Raw genomic sequence first — 18,013 nt, forward strand, 5'->3', positions numbered from 1 at the left:
AGTGCTATTGCACTTGTTGTGCCAATGTTGTAAGTCGCAATCAAGTTGAGAGTAAATTGATTATGTAATGTTGCTTTTTGTGTTTAGCTTTATCATGTCTTCTTGGAGTAGTAAGGTAAATTCGGTCTCCTTTATGGCCTTACTAAAAATATAGCCTTGAATTTCTTCACAGTTGAGTGCCCGTAAAATGTTCAATTGTGCAGCTTGTTCTACCCCTTCTCCTACAACAGAAAGCCCCATGTTATGGGCGATAGTGATAATAGAATCGACCATTTTGAGATCGCGATCAGACTTATCAATATCGTCAACAAAAGCTTTATCAATTTTTAAAGTATGAATCGGGAAACGTTTTAAGTATGAAAGGGACGAGTATCCAGTGCCGAAATCATCGAGTGCTAAACTAACGCCCATTTTAGCCAGTTGCTGCATGACAATAATAGCCGTTTCCGGCTGTTTAATGACGGTACCTTCAGTTATTTCTAATTCAAGATGACATGCAGGTAGTTTAGTGAGTCTTAATATTGACTCTATTCGCTGTTGAATATCGGGCAGTGCAAATTGACGTGACGATAAATTGACGGCGACTCTGCCGCTGAATATGCCTTGTTCACGCCATTTCTGTGCTGCGAAACAGGCTTTGCGTAAGACTATTTCACCAATTTCAACAATTAAGCCGTTTTCTTCAGCAAGCGGAATAAAATCATTTGGGGGTATCAAGCCATGTACTGGATGATTTAATCTGACTAAAGCCTCCATACCTGCAATTTTACCGCTTTTAAGATCAACCTTAGGTTGATAATAAACTTCAAATAGATCATCTTTTAAGCCTTCACGGATAAGATTTTCTACTTCTAATTGCCTAATTGCATGTTGGTTCAAGGACTCAGAATAAAACTGGTAGCAATTACCTCCCGCAGACTTAGCATGGTACATAGCAATGTCAGCCTTTCTCAGTAATGCTTGCTCGCTTTGTTCATCTTCTGGGAACAGCACTATACCAATACTTAATCCTAGGACTAGCTGTTCATTGCTAACGTCAAATGCAGGTTTTAATCCCTCAATAATACGGTTAGCAATCGCAGCGCTGGCGCTTATATCTGAACCCTTGTCTAATACAATGGCGAATTCATCTCCGCCTAGACGATAAATACTGGTATTTTTAGGAAGTAAGGACTTAATGCGGGTAGCAACGAGCTTTAATAATGCATCCCCAATTTGATGGCCTAAGGAGTCATTAATACGTTTAAAATTATCAAGATCAAGTACCATAAGCGCATGAGCTATTTCTCGATTCACTAGGTTACTTAAGGTCACTTGTAAGTTGGAGCGATTTGGCAGTCCAGTTAAGAGATCGTTATTAGTTAATTTTCTAAGCTCTTCTTCTTGCTGCTTACGTCTTGATATATCAGAAAAAACACCAACATAGTGTGATAATTCGCCTAACTCATCATAGATAGCATCGATAGTGAGCTCCATATGGAAGTGACTGTTATCTCCTCTGGCGGCTTCGACTTCATTTGCCCAGCGACCTTGCTGTTTTAACATGGTTCTGATTTGGGTGGAGAAGGTTTCTGGATATAAATCAAATGTGAGTAAGTTGCCAATAAAGTCATTTCGGTTACGTAATGAAATTTTACAGCAAGCTTCGTTGACTTCGACAAAACGGTATTCGTTGTCGAGGATAAACATACCTTCCGAAATGTTTTCAATTGCTTTTTCAAAGAGTTTTAGTTGTTCTTCCTTTTGTTTAAACTGACTAATATTTTTAATCGTTCCAGTCATTCGCAGGGCATTATCTTTGTCATCCCGCTCTACAATTTTGGCACGGTCTAAGATCCATACCCAATTGTCGTCTTTGCCTTTTACCCTATATGCGGCTTCAAAATGATCTGTTTCACCATAAAAATGCTTATTGAGTGCTTCACGAACACGTTCTTGATCCATAGGATGTATATTACTCTCTTCATCCGATTTACCTGAACGATGTCCATCACGGGGAAATTCAAGTGCTCCCCAAATATTGGAGCGAAAAATGTTGCCAGTTTCTATATCCCAGTCCCACATTTCATCACCGCTTCCCCAAAGGGAAAGTTTTAATCTTTCTTCGCTGAGTACAATCTGTCTTTGTGTTTCTCTACGACGTAGCACCGTTTTTATTACTAGATATGAGATACATAATACAATTGCAGCATAAATAGATTTTGCTTGAAATGATGACCACCAAGGAGGTGTTATAATGACAGCAAGCTCTTTTGTTGCTGCTTTTTCACCGGAAAGTGAGTTAACCGCATAAACTTGAAAGGTATAATTTCCTGGAGATAAGTTTGTATATGTTGCTGAGTTTGTTCCATTTGCAGGTATCCATATATCAGAAAGGCCAAACATCCTATAGTAGTAGTTAGTTGATGAGTCGTCTGACATGGGAGATATAAAGTTGAACGAAAATGGATAGTCAGAGTATTTCAATGATATTTTATTAGATGCTGCGATTGATTGTATTAGATAGTTACTTTCTTGATTTTGAACTATATTAAATACTAAGAAATCTGATATTTCTGTTTTATTTACCTTGCTTTTCTTTACATAGCTTACAACATCTTTAGGTGATACTAGACTAATTCCATTGATCCCCGCAAGTAGAGTGTTACCGTTTATATTAATACCATTTGGAGCATTGTACTCATATTGACTCCCATTTGATGTTTTTAAGGTATAAGATACTTTACTGTTTTTTTCAAAAATAATGACTTCACTTAGTGATGAGGCTGTTATAAAACCATCATTATCTACAATGGCGTAGATCTCTTTATTGTTAGAAAGTATTCTCGAAATTTTTTTACTGGTATCATTATAAAGCATCAGTGATGTTGATGTTCCGAAGTAAATGCCATTATCACTTTTTTCGATGCTGTAAGTTATTTCATTGTTTAAGTTTTCTAATAACCCATTTTTATATTTTTTCAGTCCATCTTGTCCGGCTATATATATTAGGTTGTCAGATGTTAACTCTACGTCAAAAATTGGTTCATTCTTTTTTGTATCAATGCTGTTAGTAATTTCACCATTTTTGATGATTAAAACTTTCCCATCAGGTGTGCCAGCAGCAATTGTTAAACTATTTTCATTAATAGAGAGTGATGATATTATATTTTTGCTAATCAACCTGGATGAATCATCTTTCTGTAAAAATAACCCTGCATTAGTACCAAAATAAAGTCCATCATCACTTAGAACTGCGTATTTGTATCCTTGAGTATGAGTGCTGAAACTTTTGATTAGGTTTAAATTTTCATCAAAAAGATTTATTTTTTCAGAGTCAGATGAAACCAGAAAGCCTTTAGTGTTTTTTGTAAGATGCCATGTGCTATCGGTGGTTAAGTTGGTTTTCTGCACTAAATTATTTACTTTTTTTACAATAGTGATGCCTTGATCAATACTTCCTAGTATAAACATATCTTCGGTTGCAAAAAATGAAGATGTTTTATCTGTGCTATCTGTGGCTAGAAGTCCTACAATGCTATTTTTAGAAATATTAACTATATTTTTATTAGTGATACCATAAATAGTGTTTTTGTGTTTCGTGAGTTGAGAAAATACTCGCGGATCAATTTTTACTATTTTATTGTCCTTATACTTATATAGTCCATCACTTAATGATATGAGTAGTGTTGAGTGATCTTCTTGCTCGAAATCAATTGTTTTTTTAGCTATCTCTTTTAATTCATTCTGGGTGAGCTTAAATAACGTACCTGCATAATCTCTTATGTAATAATCGTCGCCTACTTTTATCGTTTTTTTGATTTCACTTAGGCCTTTATTTGAAAGTTCGTATGTTTTTTCTTTGCTATTTATATCTATAATTGCTTTGTTAGTTCCAACAATTAAACTCTTATCACTTGAGTTGAGGCTCCAAACTGGAGAGTTTTTTACCGACAGGCCATAATGAGAAAAGGATTCTTGAAGTTTATCATATACGACTAAGCCACTATCTGTTCCAACATATAAAATGCCTTTATCATCAATAAGTAAACTTCTAATAAAAGAGCTGGGAAGGCCTGTTCTGGTATCATTAGCATAAAAATGCTTAAAGTTTTTCCCATCAAATCGATTTAATCCATTAAATGTTCCTATCCATATATAACCATCATTGTCTTGAACGATAGACGTAACAGTGCTTTGGGAAAGTCCTTCTGGGACACCAAAAGATTGTGATTGGAGAATAATTGGAGATTTATCAGAAAAGGGAGATGCGTTTACGTCTTCGAATGCATGCAAGCTAAAAAAAGCGAGCAAGACGATTTTAAAGAGTGCTTTAGGCATAGTGTTTGTTCTTATTATCCGAGGATGCCATGAAACAATTGTGTTACATCACTTTTCCAGAAAGTGAGCGGTTTGTCAAAGTGGAGTCTGCAGAAAATCCTTTTAACAGCATGTAGATGCAGTAAAATTGTTCAGTGATGAAGTGGTAGAACATGGGCTAGCCATGTTTTACATCAGGATTACGTCCAACACTGAAAGATACGACTATAGTTGGACTGATTTGTAGCGGTTCTGTTTGTTTACCTAACTTTGCTCACAAATGTGTGAGCAAAAGTGTTTTTTGTTTAGAAATTAAACTTTTCTGCCGTTTGCTTAAAAACTTTAAGATCCGTGATCATTTTGTCTGACATCAGCGCGGCTTGGGTTCTGTGTTGTTCACCTGTGCTAAATAACACTAAGCGATCGCTGTGCTTAGTACGCATTTTACGCATCATGAATTTGAGTAAATCAGTGCGGGTGAGCTTAGTGATTTCGTCTACGACGAGTTCTCTTTGGTTAAATTTATAATCTCTATTGCCGACACTGACCCAATAACGTTGACTGCGAGTTTTGAGGTTCGCGTCGTGCTCCATGATTTGATTAATCAGACCTACCTTTGTGCTTTCCCATTCTTCGTTGGTGATTTGCATCACTGCATAATTAAAGTCGGCAATAAACTCGTCGATGGCTTCTAATAAATGCAGGGGCCCAGTTGTGGGTGACTGAATATAGAAAATAAGTCCAGGATGACGATTGAGCGGCAGGTAACCTGTGCCTACCATATAGCCCAACTGTTTTTCAGTACGCAGCTCATGGAAGAAGGTGGACGACATAGTGTGATTCAGTAAGCTAAATAGCGCCATTTTTTCGGGTGTTGCCACGGCAGATTGGTAATACACAATAATTGCGCTATCTTGATGATCTATTGCGAGTTCTCTCAGTAACGTGCCTTGGCCTGTTAAATTCACTAATTCTCTGGTGGACTCGGCGCTCGGCGTCGAAACTAAGGATAAAATGTGCTCTAAACGTTTGCCGAGAGCTTGTGCTTCAGAGACTAACCAATCCCCGTAGACTAACCCTTCAAGATAGATCTTTTCGTAGAAGGCGCGTACATGGTTATGTAAATCTTCTAGGCTAATATCTTCCAACATTTGAGCCATACGTGCTGGTTCATAACTGCTTTTTTGCAGCGTAACAGTCAGGCTAGTAAATAATTGTGAAATCGGTTTAGCCTGTGTTTGATTCTGCCAACTGCGCAGAAGCTGAGATTTTATGAGGGCAAAGCGCTCTTCGGTAAAATTGCGCTCTCTGGCTTTATGGATTAATAGCGCTAATAACGTTTCTTGATTGCCGGTAAAGCCCGATAAATGCAGTGTAATTCCGCCTTGATGCGGATAAATGTTATAGCTTAATCCAGCAACTTCGGCCTGATAGGTTGGCTCGGTGAGATAATCGAGTAGCATTTCAACATATAAGCGGGTGAGGGCGGCATGCCTTGGCGTTTTACTTGCCTGCTCTGAATCCAGCGATAAATACATGTGACCCTTTGGCACATTAAACTCATCATCTTTCTTATGCCAAATGCGGTATCCAGTTGATTCAGCAACTATCACAGGCACGTCAACATCGCTCTTATCCGGACGGGCAATCGAGTCGGCGACAATAAAAGGATTTGCAGCCGGTAGTTGTAATTCAGGGCGAATATTGTTCACTTTCCAACGAGCGAGGGACTGTGGCGCAATTGGGCGGACTTTGTACGGCGTGTGATACCAGTTTGCTTTACGATCCGTTTTAACCGACTGGGCGATAAGCTGCAGGCGCATATTCTGTGGCACCATGAGCTCAAGTAGCTCAATGGTTTCAGGGATATCCAGCCCATCCATCCGATAATCGCCAAAGACCAAGTCTTCGACTTCATAGTGATGCATATTGATACTGAGATGGCTGGCTAAATCGAGTGATTTAACTTGCTCTTGATAACGAAACGCCATTTTGAGCAGGTTTGCACGCTCCAAATAACGCCATTCATCTAAGCCTTGGGTTTTGATAAGTTCAATATACTCAAAACAGCAGCTGATAATTTCATCGAGATTGCCTAGCCCTTTATCGGTTAACTGTAAACCGATACTGTAATCCTTGAAGTTATAACCATTTACACCGCCGCCCGCAGACAAGTTGTTCACTAATCCTTGTTCTTTCAGATACGACAACAGACTGCCATGACTCTCATTGCCTAAAATATGGCTGATATAAGTCAAAGGCTTACGTTTGTAGTAGTGATCAATTCCTGGGAAATTAAAACTGATGCTTAAGCGTTTTTGCTCCTTAAGCGGCACAATATCGATTTGCCTCAACAGTTCTTTTTCTGAAAATAGTGGTACTTGAGGATAGTTTTTCACTAAGTTCAAGTTTCGGATCCCACTAAAATAGTGACAGGCTAAATCTTGTAATTCATCAAGGGAAAGCGGAGCGACTAAGCACAAGGTCATTAAGTTAGCGCTGTAATGGCTTTGATAGAAATCGAGTAATTCACTACGTACCTGTGCCTGTTCTCCGCCTAAGGTGACTAAGTTACCCACGGAAAATTTCGAAAATGGATGCCGTGGGTTGACTGTCTCTTTGAGTACTTGATAGGTTCGACGGATATCATCTTTCAGTTTTAAACTAAATTCAGATTCAATAGCTTGGCGTTCTCTATCGACTAAATCTAAATCAAATTTTGGGGCGATAAAAAATTGGCTGAATCTGTCTAAGGAGTCGGCAAATACTTCTTCATTGATGGTGAAAAAGAAGTTAGTGTGCTCTGTGCCCGTCCAAGCGTTATTGCTGCCGCCATGTTGGTTGATAAAGGCGTGATACTCGCCTGAGTCTGGGAATTTCTCAGTACCTAGAAAGAGCATATGCTCTAAAAAGTGCGCCATGCCGGGTCTATCTGCGGGATCATCAAAATGACCCACGCCAACAGCCATAGATGCGGCAGCTTGGCTAGCATCTTGATCTTCAACCAATAACACCCTGAGCGCATTATCTAATACAAGATAACGATACTGGCGGTGATCATTTGGACTTTTATATATGGACTGAGAGGCTTGCAAAGAGACACTCCGGTAACGATAGCTTGTTATATATTGATAGTCTTAATGGTTTTTAGCAAATATCTCTTGTGTTTATCGACTAAAGATTAAGTCTTGTGAGGTTTGTTGAAACGGATTTTAGGGCTACAATTGGGATAAAACAAAAACAAGTTTGAGTCGCGAGAGAAGTATGCAGCTATTTTTGATGAGACATGGTGACGCCGGATTTAATGCTCAGTCTGATAGAGACAGAACACTGACCGATGTTGGAAGGCACCATACTGTGTTGATGAGCAACTGGCTAGCTCGCAGTGTGGCTGATTTCGATCTTGTTTTAGTTAGTCCTTACTTACGAGCACAGCAAACGTGGCAGGAACTGAGTCAGCATTTTCCTGAGCCACGTAAGTGGCTAGTCGCCGATGATCTTGTGCCTTCTGGCGATCCCGCTAATGTAGCCGCCTTGGTTGTGGCTTATGCTGAGTTATACAAAGCGGATAAAGTACTCGTGATTGCTCACATGCCGTTACTGGGCTACTTAGTCAGTGAGTTAGTGGCTGGCGTTGAGCCGCCATTATTCGCGACGTCAGGCATTACGCTCATTGATAAACATGCCGAGCAAGCCTCAATCGTGTGGCAGCACGCCCCCCATAGTATTAGCTAATCTAGGTTTATATCTCTTTTACAAAACAAACGGCCCACATTAAATGGGCCGTTTGTTTTCGCTAAATAGTAAATGTTAAAGCCTAAGCCGATAGCTAGCTAACGTCTATGCGGCTGCTCGCCAATATCAATCAGCACTAATAACGCCGCATCGCCACCCCATTCTTTAGGCGCTTGATGGAAAGCTTTCACCATAGGATGCTGCACTAACCACATGGGAACTTGTTGTTTCAATATGCCACTGCCATAACCATGCATAATGCAGCAGCACAGGCTTTGCTGTTTAACGCAGGCTTGGATCAGTGCCGCTAACTCAAGTTTGGCTTCTGATTGGCGATAGCCGTGCAAATCCAGCAGTAAATCTGGCTGGTAATCGCCGCGTCTGAGGCGCTTGAGCTCTAAGCTTTCAACACCTTCTTCCAACCAACGCATCGGCCCTTGTACAGGCAGTAGTGGTTGATAAGTATCTGAGAAATAACTGTTAGCATGCAGTTGCTGCTCTTTCAGTTCTATTTCTTGTTTGGTTTTTAAGGGCATGCGAAAGTGTCGCTTATTTTGCGTGATGGGTTTAATTCCATCAATAAGCTTTGAGAACATCGCCAAGCCTTCTTTGTCGTCGTCTTTATTCATGGCGGGTATTCTATTGAATCCTATGGTTTCTGAATAGAGTTCAGTTACAATGTTTGCGAACAAACTAGCGGGAGCACGTTTTGGATAAGATCTTTGTAGATGAAGCTGTGACAGAATTATGTACTATTGGCGATATGTTACGTTGGGCCGTGAGCCGTTTTAACGATGCCAATGTGTATTATGGTCATGGTACTGATAATGCGTGGGATGAAGCCATCGCCTTAGTTTTCCATGCCTTACACTTACCCGAAGAAATCGGTCAGCAAGTGATTTTAAGTAACTTGACCAGCAGTGAAAAGCATAAAATTGTCGAGTTGATCATTCGTCGAGTGAGAGAGCGCTTACCTGTGCCTTACTTGACCAACAAGGCGCGTTTTGCTGGGCTTGAGTTTTACGTCGATGAGCGCGTGTTAGTGCCTCGTTCACCGATTGCCGAAATGATCGCTAACCGTTTTAGCCCTTGGTTATATAACAAGCCAGTCACACGTATTTTAGATTTATGTACTGGCAGCGCTTGTATCGCGATTGCCTGTGCCTATGAATTTGAAGACGCCGAAGTCGATGCGCTGGATATCAGCGAAGATGCCTTAGATGTGGCGCAAATCAATATCGAAACCTTAGGTGTGATGGACAGAGTTTTCCCGATGCAATCGGATCTGTTTTCGGCCATCCCAGAAGGGCCTCAGTATGATTTGATTGTTTCAAACCCACCTTATGTGGATGCTGAAGACATTGGCGACATGCCTGATGAATATCACCATGAGCCAGCCATTGGTTTAGCCTCAGGTCGCGACGGGTTAGATTTAACCAAGCGTATACTCGCCAATGCCGCGCAATACCTCACGCCAACGGGTTTACTCGTAGTCGAAGTCGGTAATTCTATGGTGCATTTGATTGAGCAGTTCCCAGAAGTGCCATTCACTTGGATTAACTTTGAAAATGGCGGCGATGGCGTATTTGTATTGACCCGCGATCAACTGGTTGAAAATCAGTCAGTGTTCGGCATTTATCGCGACGCACAATAGCCTAAGATAGCAAATTAGGTTGAGACTTTTCCCGCTGCCAGTTAGGCTTGCAGCGGGAAAATAAATTGTCCAGTGGTCGCTGGACACGGAGCGATGAACAAATAACCTAAGGTGTACAAAGCGGATGTCTGGAAACAGTATTGGTCAAAATTTTGTAGTGACGACGTTTGGTGAGAGTCACGGTGTTGCACTGGGTTGCATTATTGATGGTTGCCCTCCTGGGCTTGAATTAACCGAAGCCGATATGCAGCACGATCTTGACCGCCGTCGTCCTGGGACATCCCGATATACCACGGCACGCCGTGAGCCCGATGAAGTGCGGATTTTATCCGGCGTCTTCGAAGGTAAAACCACGGGCACCTCGATTGGACTCTTGATTGAAAATACCGATCAACGCAGTCAAGATTACTCTAATATCAAAGATTTATTTCGCCCTGGGCACGCCGATTATACCTACCAGCAAAAGTACGGTATGCGTGACTACCGCGGTGGTGGCCGCTCATCAGCCCGTGAAACTGCGATGCGGGTTGCGGCGGGTGCTGTGGCTAAAAAGTATTTAAAGCAAGTTCACGGTATCGAGATCTACGGCTATATGTCGCAGCTGGGTCCTATTTGTGCGCAGACCATTGATCTTGACCAAATCGAGCAAAATGCCTTTTTCTTCCCCGATGCTAGCAAGCTGGAAGCGCTCGATGAATACATGCGTGAGCTGAAAAAATCCGGTGACTCGATTGGCGCGAAAATCTCCGTTATCGCGACAGGTGTGCCAGTGGGTTTAGGTGAGCCAGTATTTGATAGACTCGATGCCGATATCGCCCACGCGCTGATGGGTATTAATGCCGTCAAAGGTGTTGAGATTGGTGATGGTTTTGGTGTCGTGACGCAAAAGGGCTCCGAAGGGCGTGACTTAATGTCGCCGCAAGGCTTTGAATCTAACCATGCGGGCGGTGTGCTCGGTGGGATTTCGTCGGGTCAGCCGATTATTGCCCATATTGCGTTAAAACCCACATCAAGCATCAGTGTGCCGGGTCAAAGTATGACGGCGCAGGGTGAAATGGCCGAAGTTGTCACTAAAGGTCGTCACGATCCCTGTGTTGGGATCCGCGCGGTACCGATTGCCGAAGCTATGCTTGCCATTGTGTTGATGGATCACTTATTAAGACACAGAGCGCAAAATCAGGATGTGCGTAGTCATACGCCCGTGCTTGGTATGCGATAGGCGAATGAGATAGGGGTATGAGATAGGCGCATGAGATAGATGGTATGCGATAACGATACAACAAGTGGCATGAGATAAAGGGAATGCGTTAATGTCAACTTCTTCTAGCACAAGCCGGCAATTGCGCTGGCTTTGTGCCTGCTATTTTTTCTTCTTTTCTATTCTCGGCACTATGGTCCCTTATCTTGGGGTCTTCTTCGAAAATCGCGGTTTTAATCCTCAAGAAATTGGCTTTTTACTCGCCATCCTGATGGCGACGCGCATCGTTGCGCCGAATGTGTGGGCTAAAGTGGCTGACCGAACGGGGATGCGCGCCGAGCTGATCAAAATGGGCGCGGGAGCCGCCGCGCTGGCGTATTTGAGTTTCTTCTACCATGGTGGTTTTGTGTATATGGCGCTGAGTTTGGCCTTATATACCTTCTTTTGGAATGCAATCCTCGCCCAGCTTGAAGTGATCACCTTAGAAACCTTAGGCGAGAATGCCAGCCGCTACGGTCAAATTCGCAGTTGGGGTAGTGTCGGTTATATTTGTCTTGTTGTCGGTGCGGGCTTTGCCATTGGTCAGTGGGGCACTGAGGTGTTGCCTTATATTGGTTTGTCATTATTTATTGGCATGTTAGCCAGTGCGTTGCCATTACCAGCAAATCGTTTAGTGCGCGACACCAGCCAAGTGCGGCCGCCATTGCAATGGAATCGGGCGATTATTTGGTTCTTAGTCTCGGCGATGTTGCTGCAAATGAGCGCGGGACCTTTCTACGGCTTCTTCGTTTTATATTTAAAGCAAGCGGGTTACTCCGAATCCTCGGCGGGCATATTTGTCGCTCTTGGCGCTATGGCCGAGATCGTGATGTTTATGTTCGCGCCGCGTTTACTCGGCCGCTATGGTGTGAATACCTTATTGATTGTCAGCATCGGCATGACTTGCTTGCGTTGGTTATTGGTTGCCTTTGGGGTAGATAGCGTGTTGTGGCTTGGTTTTAGCCAATTATTACATGCCTTTACCTTTGGTTTAACCCACGCCGCATCGATTCAATTTGTGCATAAACATTTCGATGCGAGTCACAGAAGCCAAGGTCAAGCCCTATACGCCAGTTTAAGTTTTGGGGTTGGCGGCGCGCTCGGTACTTGGATTTGTGGCTTTATTTGGGGCGATGGTAGCGGGGCGGTTTGGTCTTGGGTATTTGCCGCAGTATGCGCCTTTGCCGCTATGCTGGCGGTATTCTTTATCCCTAAGGATAAACCGAGTGTTGTAGCCCATACGGCCTAGTCATATCCATTAAGATAAAAAATATAAAAATCAAAAGATTGTGTTAAGTGAGGTAAAGGTGATTCGGTTTCGTTTAGGGTTAGTTGTCAATCCGTTGGCTGGCTTAGGTGGCAGTGTTGGTCTTAAGGGCAGCGATGGCGTTGCCGAAGAAGCGCTCGCCTTAGGCGCTGAACCCAAAGCCGCCTTGCGTATGATGCAGGCCCTCGAGGTTATCCGTGATTATAGTGATGACATTGAAGTCATTACTGCTTCAGGCATCATGGGTGAAGACGCCGCTAAAACACTCGGTTTTACCACACGAGTGGTGTATCAAACTCCGGATAAAACTCAGGCACTGGATACGCAGGCCGTTGTGCGTGCGCTGCTGGATGAACCGCTGGATTTACTCCTTTTTGCCGGTGGCGATGGCACGGCCCGCGATGTTTACTCCGTATTTGAACAAGCCACTATCGACGACAAACTCCCTGTGCTCGGTGTGCCTGCTGGGGTGAAAATTCATTCCGGCGTTTACGGCATTACGCCCCATGCGTCTGGCATGGTGGTCAAGATGTTACTCGATGGCGAACTTGTCAGTTTGATGTCCGCCGATGTAATGGATATTGATGAAGTGGCTTTTCGCCAAGGCACAGTGCGCGCTAAACGCTTTGGTGAGCTCTTAGTGCCCGCCGAGCCGCGTTATGTGCAAGCGGTGAAGATGGGCGGTAAGGAAGTCGATGAACTCGTGCTGGCCGATATCGCCGCCGATGTGATCAATCAAATGGAAGATGAACTGTACATCATGGGCTCTGGCAGTACGGTTGCCTTTGTGATGGAAGAGTTAGGCCTCGATAATACCCTGCTCGGTGTTGATCTTATTCAAAATAAAAGTTTAGTCGGCAGTGACTTAACCGCGAACAAATTACTCGAACTGACCCAAGATAAGCCGGCTAAGTTGGTGATCACTCTGATTGGCGGTCAAGGCCATATCTTAGGGCGCGGTAATCAACAATTGTCGCCCGAGCTCATTCGGCGCATCGGAAAAGACAATATTATTATCCTTGCCACAAAAACTAAGCTAAAAGCACTTGATGGACGACCACTAATTGTGGATAGTGGCGACCCTAAATTAGATAGCGAGCTTGGCGGCTATTATAAAGTGACGACGGGCTACCATGATTACGTCATGTATCAGGTGGCCAATCCAGATTTATTGGTCGCAGCAGATGTGTCGGCCAATCCAGTATTAATGGAGAGTTAGACCCATGTTAGAGCATTACGAAGACGCATTAGAACAGTGGATCGCCAGCGTTGTTAGTCATGGTGATGACGATGCTTTGTTTGCCTGTGGCTACTTACAGGGCCATGTGGCCGTAGTGTTGTCCCAATTGGAAGCACAGGGTGAAACGGATCTTGATGCTTTAATGCTAAAAATGACCGACTGTCTAGCACTCGCGCGCCAAGAATTAAATGATGCCGATTATGCCTTGGTTGAACAGGCATGGGCACAGCTGCAGGCAAAGATTATAGGCGAATTGGATGTTGCCTAGCTCCCAGCCGATGACTGACAACGAGCACGTGACTAATACCGAAGTAACGAGTGTAGAAATGCCGAGTGCTGAATTAGCCTGTGAGCAAACGCTCAATGCTAGCGCGGTATTTATCGGTTTAGTGAATCCTAAAACACCCGTTAACGTCGGTGGCATTATGCGCGCATCGGGTTGTTATGGCGTCGATGGCGTATTTTACACTGGCAGGCGCTACGAGTTAGCCGCGCGTTCGGGTGCTGTGCAATACCATGTCGATACTAAAGATGCTGGCGAGCGCATTCCGCTCACGGGCGTCACTTCATTGTTAGCCGCGATTCCGGCGGGCACTCAGCTTATCTGTGTCGATTTGGTGGTGGGCGCAACGCCGCTGCCGGAGTTTGTCCATCCCGCAAAAGCCTTTTATGTGTTTGGTCCTGAAGATGGCACCATTGGGCAAGAGATTATCGATAAGGCTGATGCTGTAGTGTATGTGCCTACGGTCGGTTGTATGAATCTTGCGGCTTCGGTCAATGTGCTGTTATACGACAGATTGGCTAAATCCCACCGTGAGGCTGCAGATCTGACATCGAGCATAGGCGGCGATGCGCTGATCCGCCAGAGTCGTGATAACAACAATCGTACTCGGGTAAAAGTGGCGAGAGAATCGAGAAAGCCCCGACATATTGAGGCTAGCTGTGTAGAGGCTAGCTGTGTAGAGCCTAGCAGTCTTGAACCTAGCAGCAGTGATAACACTATTGTTGTTACTGCCGCTTAAGTGGTTTACAGAAAATAATAAAAAAGGGATTAAAGCTAAGGCATAATCCCTTTTTTTATAGCGCTCAAAAACGTTATTTTTCTAGCGATTGATTGCCTAGAGCGCTTTGCCCTTGAGCAATTTTCGCAGCCACATACGATTAGGGTTGAGTTTACACAGAGTTGCTTTATCGAGTGGTATTGGCTCGCCGCAAAGCTGCGCCGCGAGACATTCGGCGGCCAGTGGCCCAGAACTTAATCCCCGTGAGCCTAACCCGCCAAGAATATACAGCCCTTGATGCACGGGTGCTGGCATGGTTTGCCAGTAGTGGCGACTTTCTTTAGTTAGTTGATGTTGCGCATAATCTTTAATAATTTGTGGCACATCGGGCGCGCAGCCCATCATAGGGAAATGATCCCGCGTGACCATACGCACGCCAACGCGAGCATTGTTGCCACTCATGTCGATATCTTCAAGCCAAGGCTGATTGGGATAACTCTCGTGCATTTTGGCGAGATTTTCTTGCTGCTCCTGCGGGCAAAAATCTAAATGCTTAGGTTCTTTAACGTAACTCGCGCCAAGGCAGTGGAGTCCTTGGTGACTCGGGGTTAAATAACCGTTTGCGCACAGTACAGTCGCGAGCTGACTCAATTGAAATTGAGCGGGTACATGGCTGACTTGGCCGCGAAAAGGGCTAATTTGTAATTTGTTGCTGGCATCAAATTGCGTGAGCGCTGCGCCATTGGCGAGCACAAGTTGTGCAAAGGGGCCAAAGCGATGCTTAGCGGTGGTTAAATACCAACCTTCACTTTGATGCTTAATTTCAAGGATCTCAGTCTCCAAATGGAGTTTGACCTCAGTAAGCTGCTGCGCTTTTTGTAGTGCGGCTTCGGCATATTCGTAGGGACAAACCCAGCCAGCCAGCGGATAGAAAAAGCCTGATTTGTCGATATTAATGTTCGCAAGAGAATTGGCCTGCTGCGCATCGACTCGATAGGCAATTTCACTTGGCCAGTTCTGGCTTTGAATAATTTTATCGAGTCGTAATTGGCTGCGTTCATCGTGGGCCGTTTGCAATACCCCGCAAAAATCATGGGAAATCGGCGCTTGATTTGGGGCGGGGACAGATGTCAGCGCCTGTACTCTACGTCGACTAAATAAAAATGCTTGCTGGAAGAAGCGGCTTAATTCATCATTTTCCGGTGTCAGCAGCGGATAAATCGCCCCTTGGCGGTTGCCCGAGGCGCCTTGGCCAAGCTTGGCATCTTTACAAAAGAGCTGCGTACTTTGGCCTCGTTCCGCCAAAGACAGCGCCAAATGCGCCGAGGCTAACCCGCCGCCTATGATGGCAATCGAGCTGGGCGCGTCCGAGGGTAAGATTGCAGCCATAGGATTAAAGGCATAGGCTTTAGCATCTTGCTGGCGTAAGACGTGGCGCTCGTGTAACAAAATGGCATCAGGCTGATGGTTTGTCTGTATTGCAGCGCAGGTAAAATCCCTCTCCTCAAAGCCGCAGGCTTGGAAACGGCTCACAGGAGTTTCGCTTAATCCGCTTGATTCGTTTAATCCAATAGTTGCCACAGTGGCGCCATCGTCACTGAGTTTTGCCATCTGCCAATGGATCTGCTGATTTAACCCATTTTGTAGATGGGGCAATACCAGCCAGTGCTGAACGGGGTGAAGCGGAGAATGGATGAGTGAACAGAGCTGGGATTGAATATCACCAAAGTGCAGGTCGATTGTGGTACGACCGTCATCAAAAATTAATCTCTGACAACCTATAATAGCCGTCGGCTCTGTATGAAGTAAGCGTTGGGCAAGTGGCTCAAGTTCAGGCACTTTGGTTAAACTGGCGGATTGATCCCAAAGTAATTTAAGTTCGTACGCATTAATCGGATTGGGTTCGAATACGTTAAGGAGTAATCGTTGGTTAGGATTCGTCTGAGTGCGCCACCAAGATAAGAGTTCAAGCCCGTTGCCTAAACCAATTTGCCCTAATACTAAGAGTTTTTGCTGTGAATGAGCCTCAAATACCCGCTGCTGATAAATGCTCAACTTGCTGAGATAGTGTGCATCAGTGTGAGCTGTTGCGGGATAAAGGTTGATTAATTGCGGGTAATCGCGCTTAATTTGGCAAGGTTTATTGGGCTCTGCAGTCAAAGAAATTTACTCTCGGTCTCATAATTGGCATTATTTTACTCGCCTTTATGGAAAGCTGACCACTTAATTGAGTCAAAACAGATACTATTGGCTCAGCGAAAAGTAGGTACTGACATGTACACAATGGATAGCAATAAAATGAAAAGAGTCGTGATCACCGGAATGGGTGTTGTTTCAAGTATCGGTAATAACAAGCAAGAAGTGACCGAGTCACTGAAAGCGGGCCGCAGTGGTATTACGCATTCAGCTCAGTTTGAAGAGATGCAATTACGTAGCCATGTATGGGGTGACATCAAGTTAAACCCTGCTGAGCATATCGATCGTAAGGCATTGCGTTTTATGGGTGATGCGGCAGCTTATGCCTACATTGCTATGCAAGAAGCGGTTGCCGATGCCAATTTAACTGAAGAACAGTATTCAGATCCACGCGTAGGTTTGATTGTGGGTACAGGCGGCGCATCATCGTCCAACCAAGTACAATCTGCCGATACATTGCGTGAAAAAGGCGTTAAACGCGTAGGTCCGTATATTGTGCCTCGCATCATGTCGAGCACGGCCAGCGCTTGTTTAGCCACGCCATTTAAAATTAAAGGCATGAATTATTCTATCAGTTCAGCCTGTGCAACTAGCGCCCACTGTATTGGTCACGCCGTTGAACTTATCCAAATGGGTAAGCAAGACATGGTGTTTGCCGGTGGTGCTGAAGAAGTGGATTGGACACTGACCATGGGCTTCGACGCTATGGGCGCACTGTCAACCAAGTACAATGCCACACCCGAAAAAGCCTCTCGTACCTATGATGCAGACCGTGATGGTTTTGTGATTTCTGGCGGCGGCGGTATTTTAGTGGTTGAAGAGTTAGAGCATGCTCTGGCTCGCGGCGCAAAAATTTACGCTGAAGTGATTGGTTATGGCGCGTCTTCAGACGGTTATGACATGGTGGCGCCATCGGGTGAAGGCGCTGTGCGTTGTATGCAAATGGCGATGATGGATGTCGATACCCCAATCGATTACATCAATACTCACGGCACTTCAACGCCAGTGGGCGACGTGCGTGAATTAGAAGCGCTACGTGAAGTTTTCAAAGACAAGTGCCCACCGATTGCATCGACTAAGTCTATGACAGGTCATGCATTAGGCGCCGCAGGCGTACATGAAGCGATTTACAGCTTAATCATGATGGAAAACAGCTTTATTGCTCCAAGCATCAATATCGAAAATCTGGACGAAGCGGCGAAAGATATGCCTATCGTGCGTGAATATCGCGATGCTGAGCTGAATACAGTCATGAGTAACAGCTTTGGTTTTGGCGGTACAAACGCCACGCTAGTGATGCGTAAATTCAAATAAGTTTGTTTATCAAACGCGATAGAAGGGAAGCTTAGGCTTCCCTTTTTTATGGGCGTTTTTTGTAAACCTG

Annotated in this window: 12 protein-coding genes; 8 read left to right on the top strand and 4 right to left on the bottom strand. The window is 44.3% G+C overall.

Annotated elements, in window-relative coordinates; all coding sequences use genetic code 11:
* Positions 1-60: 60 nt before the first annotated feature.
* Both L5M17_RS07010 and L5M17_RS07015 read right to left on the bottom strand, forming a co-directional pair.
* Positions 61-4,320: an EAL domain-containing protein gene (locus L5M17_RS07010; RefSeq protein WP_263146197.1), complete on the bottom strand. Its 4,260-nt coding sequence runs from the start codon at positions 4,318-4,320 to the stop codon at positions 61-63.
* Between the two features lie 284 nt (positions 4,321-4,604).
* Complete coding sequence (locus tag L5M17_RS07015) at positions 4,605-7,394, bottom strand: insulinase family protein (protein ID WP_263146199.1); 2,790 nt, start codon at positions 7,392-7,394, stop codon at positions 4,605-4,607.
* A 169-nt stretch (positions 7,395-7,563) separates the two neighbouring features.
* Between L5M17_RS07015 and sixA the strand changes: the two genes are divergently transcribed.
* Entirely contained in the window at positions 7,564-8,034 is a 471-nt protein-coding gene (gene sixA, locus L5M17_RS07020) for a phosphohistidine phosphatase SixA (RefSeq protein ID WP_028761045.1), read from the top strand.
* A 98-nt stretch (positions 8,035-8,132) separates the two neighbouring features.
* Here sixA and smrB read toward each other — a convergent pair whose 3' ends face one another.
* Positions 8,133-8,663, bottom strand: a complete 531-nt coding sequence (gene smrB / locus L5M17_RS07025) for an endonuclease SmrB (RefSeq protein ID WP_263146201.1) — start codon at positions 8,661-8,663, stop codon at positions 8,133-8,135.
* Positions 8,664-8,743: 80 nt separating this feature from the next.
* On the opposite strand from smrB, the gene prmB reads away from it, so the two are divergent.
* The 6 genes from prmB to L5M17_RS07055 all read left to right on the top strand — a co-directional run bounded on the left by prmB (position 8,744) and on the right by L5M17_RS07055 (position 14,454).
* Positions 8,744-9,688, top strand: a complete 945-nt coding sequence (gene prmB / locus L5M17_RS07030) for a 50S ribosomal protein L3 N(5)-glutamine methyltransferase (protein ID WP_263146203.1) — start codon at positions 8,744-8,746, stop codon at positions 9,686-9,688.
* Positions 9,689-9,812: 124 nt separating this feature from the next.
* Positions 9,813-10,907, top strand: a complete 1,095-nt coding sequence (gene aroC, locus L5M17_RS07035) for a chorismate synthase (protein ID WP_028761043.1) — start codon at positions 9,813-9,815, stop codon at positions 10,905-10,907.
* A gap of 91 nt (positions 10,908-10,998) precedes the next feature.
* On the top strand, positions 10,999-12,174 hold the full coding sequence (locus L5M17_RS07040) for an MFS transporter (protein ID WP_263146205.1): 1,176 nt from the start codon (positions 10,999-11,001) through the stop codon (positions 12,172-12,174).
* Positions 12,175-12,232: 58 nt separating this feature from the next.
* Positions 12,233-13,411: an ATP-NAD kinase family protein gene (locus L5M17_RS07045; RefSeq protein WP_263146208.1), complete on the top strand. Its 1,179-nt coding sequence runs from the start codon at positions 12,233-12,235 to the stop codon at positions 13,409-13,411.
* A 4-nt stretch (positions 13,412-13,415) separates the two neighbouring features.
* A complete protein-coding gene (locus L5M17_RS07050) occupies positions 13,416-13,700 on the top strand; it encodes a YfcL family protein (RefSeq protein WP_011788898.1) in 285 nt (94 codons plus the stop codon).
* A complete protein-coding gene (locus L5M17_RS07055) occupies positions 13,690-14,454 on the top strand; it encodes an RNA methyltransferase (RefSeq protein WP_263146214.1) in 765 nt (254 codons plus the stop codon). The genes L5M17_RS07050 and L5M17_RS07055 overlap by 11 nt, the downstream gene beginning before the upstream one ends.
* 96 nt (positions 14,455-14,550) lie before the next feature.
* Here L5M17_RS07055 and mnmC read toward each other — a convergent pair whose 3' ends face one another.
* Complete coding sequence (mnmC, locus tag L5M17_RS07060) at positions 14,551-16,593, bottom strand: FAD-dependent 5-carboxymethylaminomethyl-2-thiouridine(34) oxidoreductase MnmC (RefSeq protein WP_263146218.1); 2,043 nt, start codon at positions 16,591-16,593, stop codon at positions 14,551-14,553.
* 138 nt (positions 16,594-16,731) lie between these two features.
* On the opposite strand from mnmC, the gene fabB reads away from it, so the two are divergent.
* Positions 16,732-17,943 (top strand): beta-ketoacyl-ACP synthase I, encoded by a 1,212-nt coding sequence (fabB, locus tag L5M17_RS07065; RefSeq protein WP_041408164.1) that lies wholly within the window; start codon positions 16,732-16,734, stop codon positions 17,941-17,943.
* Positions 17,944-18,013 lie beyond the last annotated feature (70 nt).

The sequence above is a fragment of the Shewanella sp. SW24 genome (genome assembly GCF_025653395.1).
Lineage (GTDB): Bacteria > Pseudomonadota > Gammaproteobacteria > Enterobacterales > Shewanellaceae > Shewanella > Shewanella oncorhynchi.

What these genes read in the sequence shown, in the direction of transcription:
- smrB (WP_263146201.1), bottom strand. Translation starts at nt 8,663, where the DNA reads ATGAATAAAGACGACGACAAAGAAGGCTTGGCGATGTTCTCAAAGCTT.
- L5M17_RS07050 (WP_011788898.1), top strand. Translation starts at nt 13,416, where the DNA reads ATGTTAGAGCATTACGAAGACGCATTAGAACAGTGGATCGCCAGCGTT.
- L5M17_RS07055 (WP_263146214.1), top strand. Translation starts at nt 13,690, where the DNA reads ATGTTGCCTAGCTCCCAGCCGATGACTGACAACGAGCACGTGACTAAT.
- fabB (WP_041408164.1), top strand. Translation starts at nt 16,732, where the DNA reads ATGAAAAGAGTCGTGATCACCGGAATGGGTGTTGTTTCAAGTATCGGT.
- L5M17_RS07010 (WP_263146197.1), bottom strand. Translation starts at nt 4,320, where the DNA reads ATGCCTAAAGCACTCTTTAAAATCGTCTTGCTCGCTTTTTTTAGCTTG.
- L5M17_RS07040 (WP_263146205.1), top strand. Translation starts at nt 10,999, where the DNA reads ATGTCAACTTCTTCTAGCACAAGCCGGCAATTGCGCTGGCTTTGTGCC.
- aroC (WP_028761043.1), top strand. Translation starts at nt 9,813, where the DNA reads ATGTCTGGAAACAGTATTGGTCAAAATTTTGTAGTGACGACGTTTGGT.
- sixA (WP_028761045.1), top strand. Translation starts at nt 7,564, where the DNA reads ATGCAGCTATTTTTGATGAGACATGGTGACGCCGGATTTAATGCTCAG.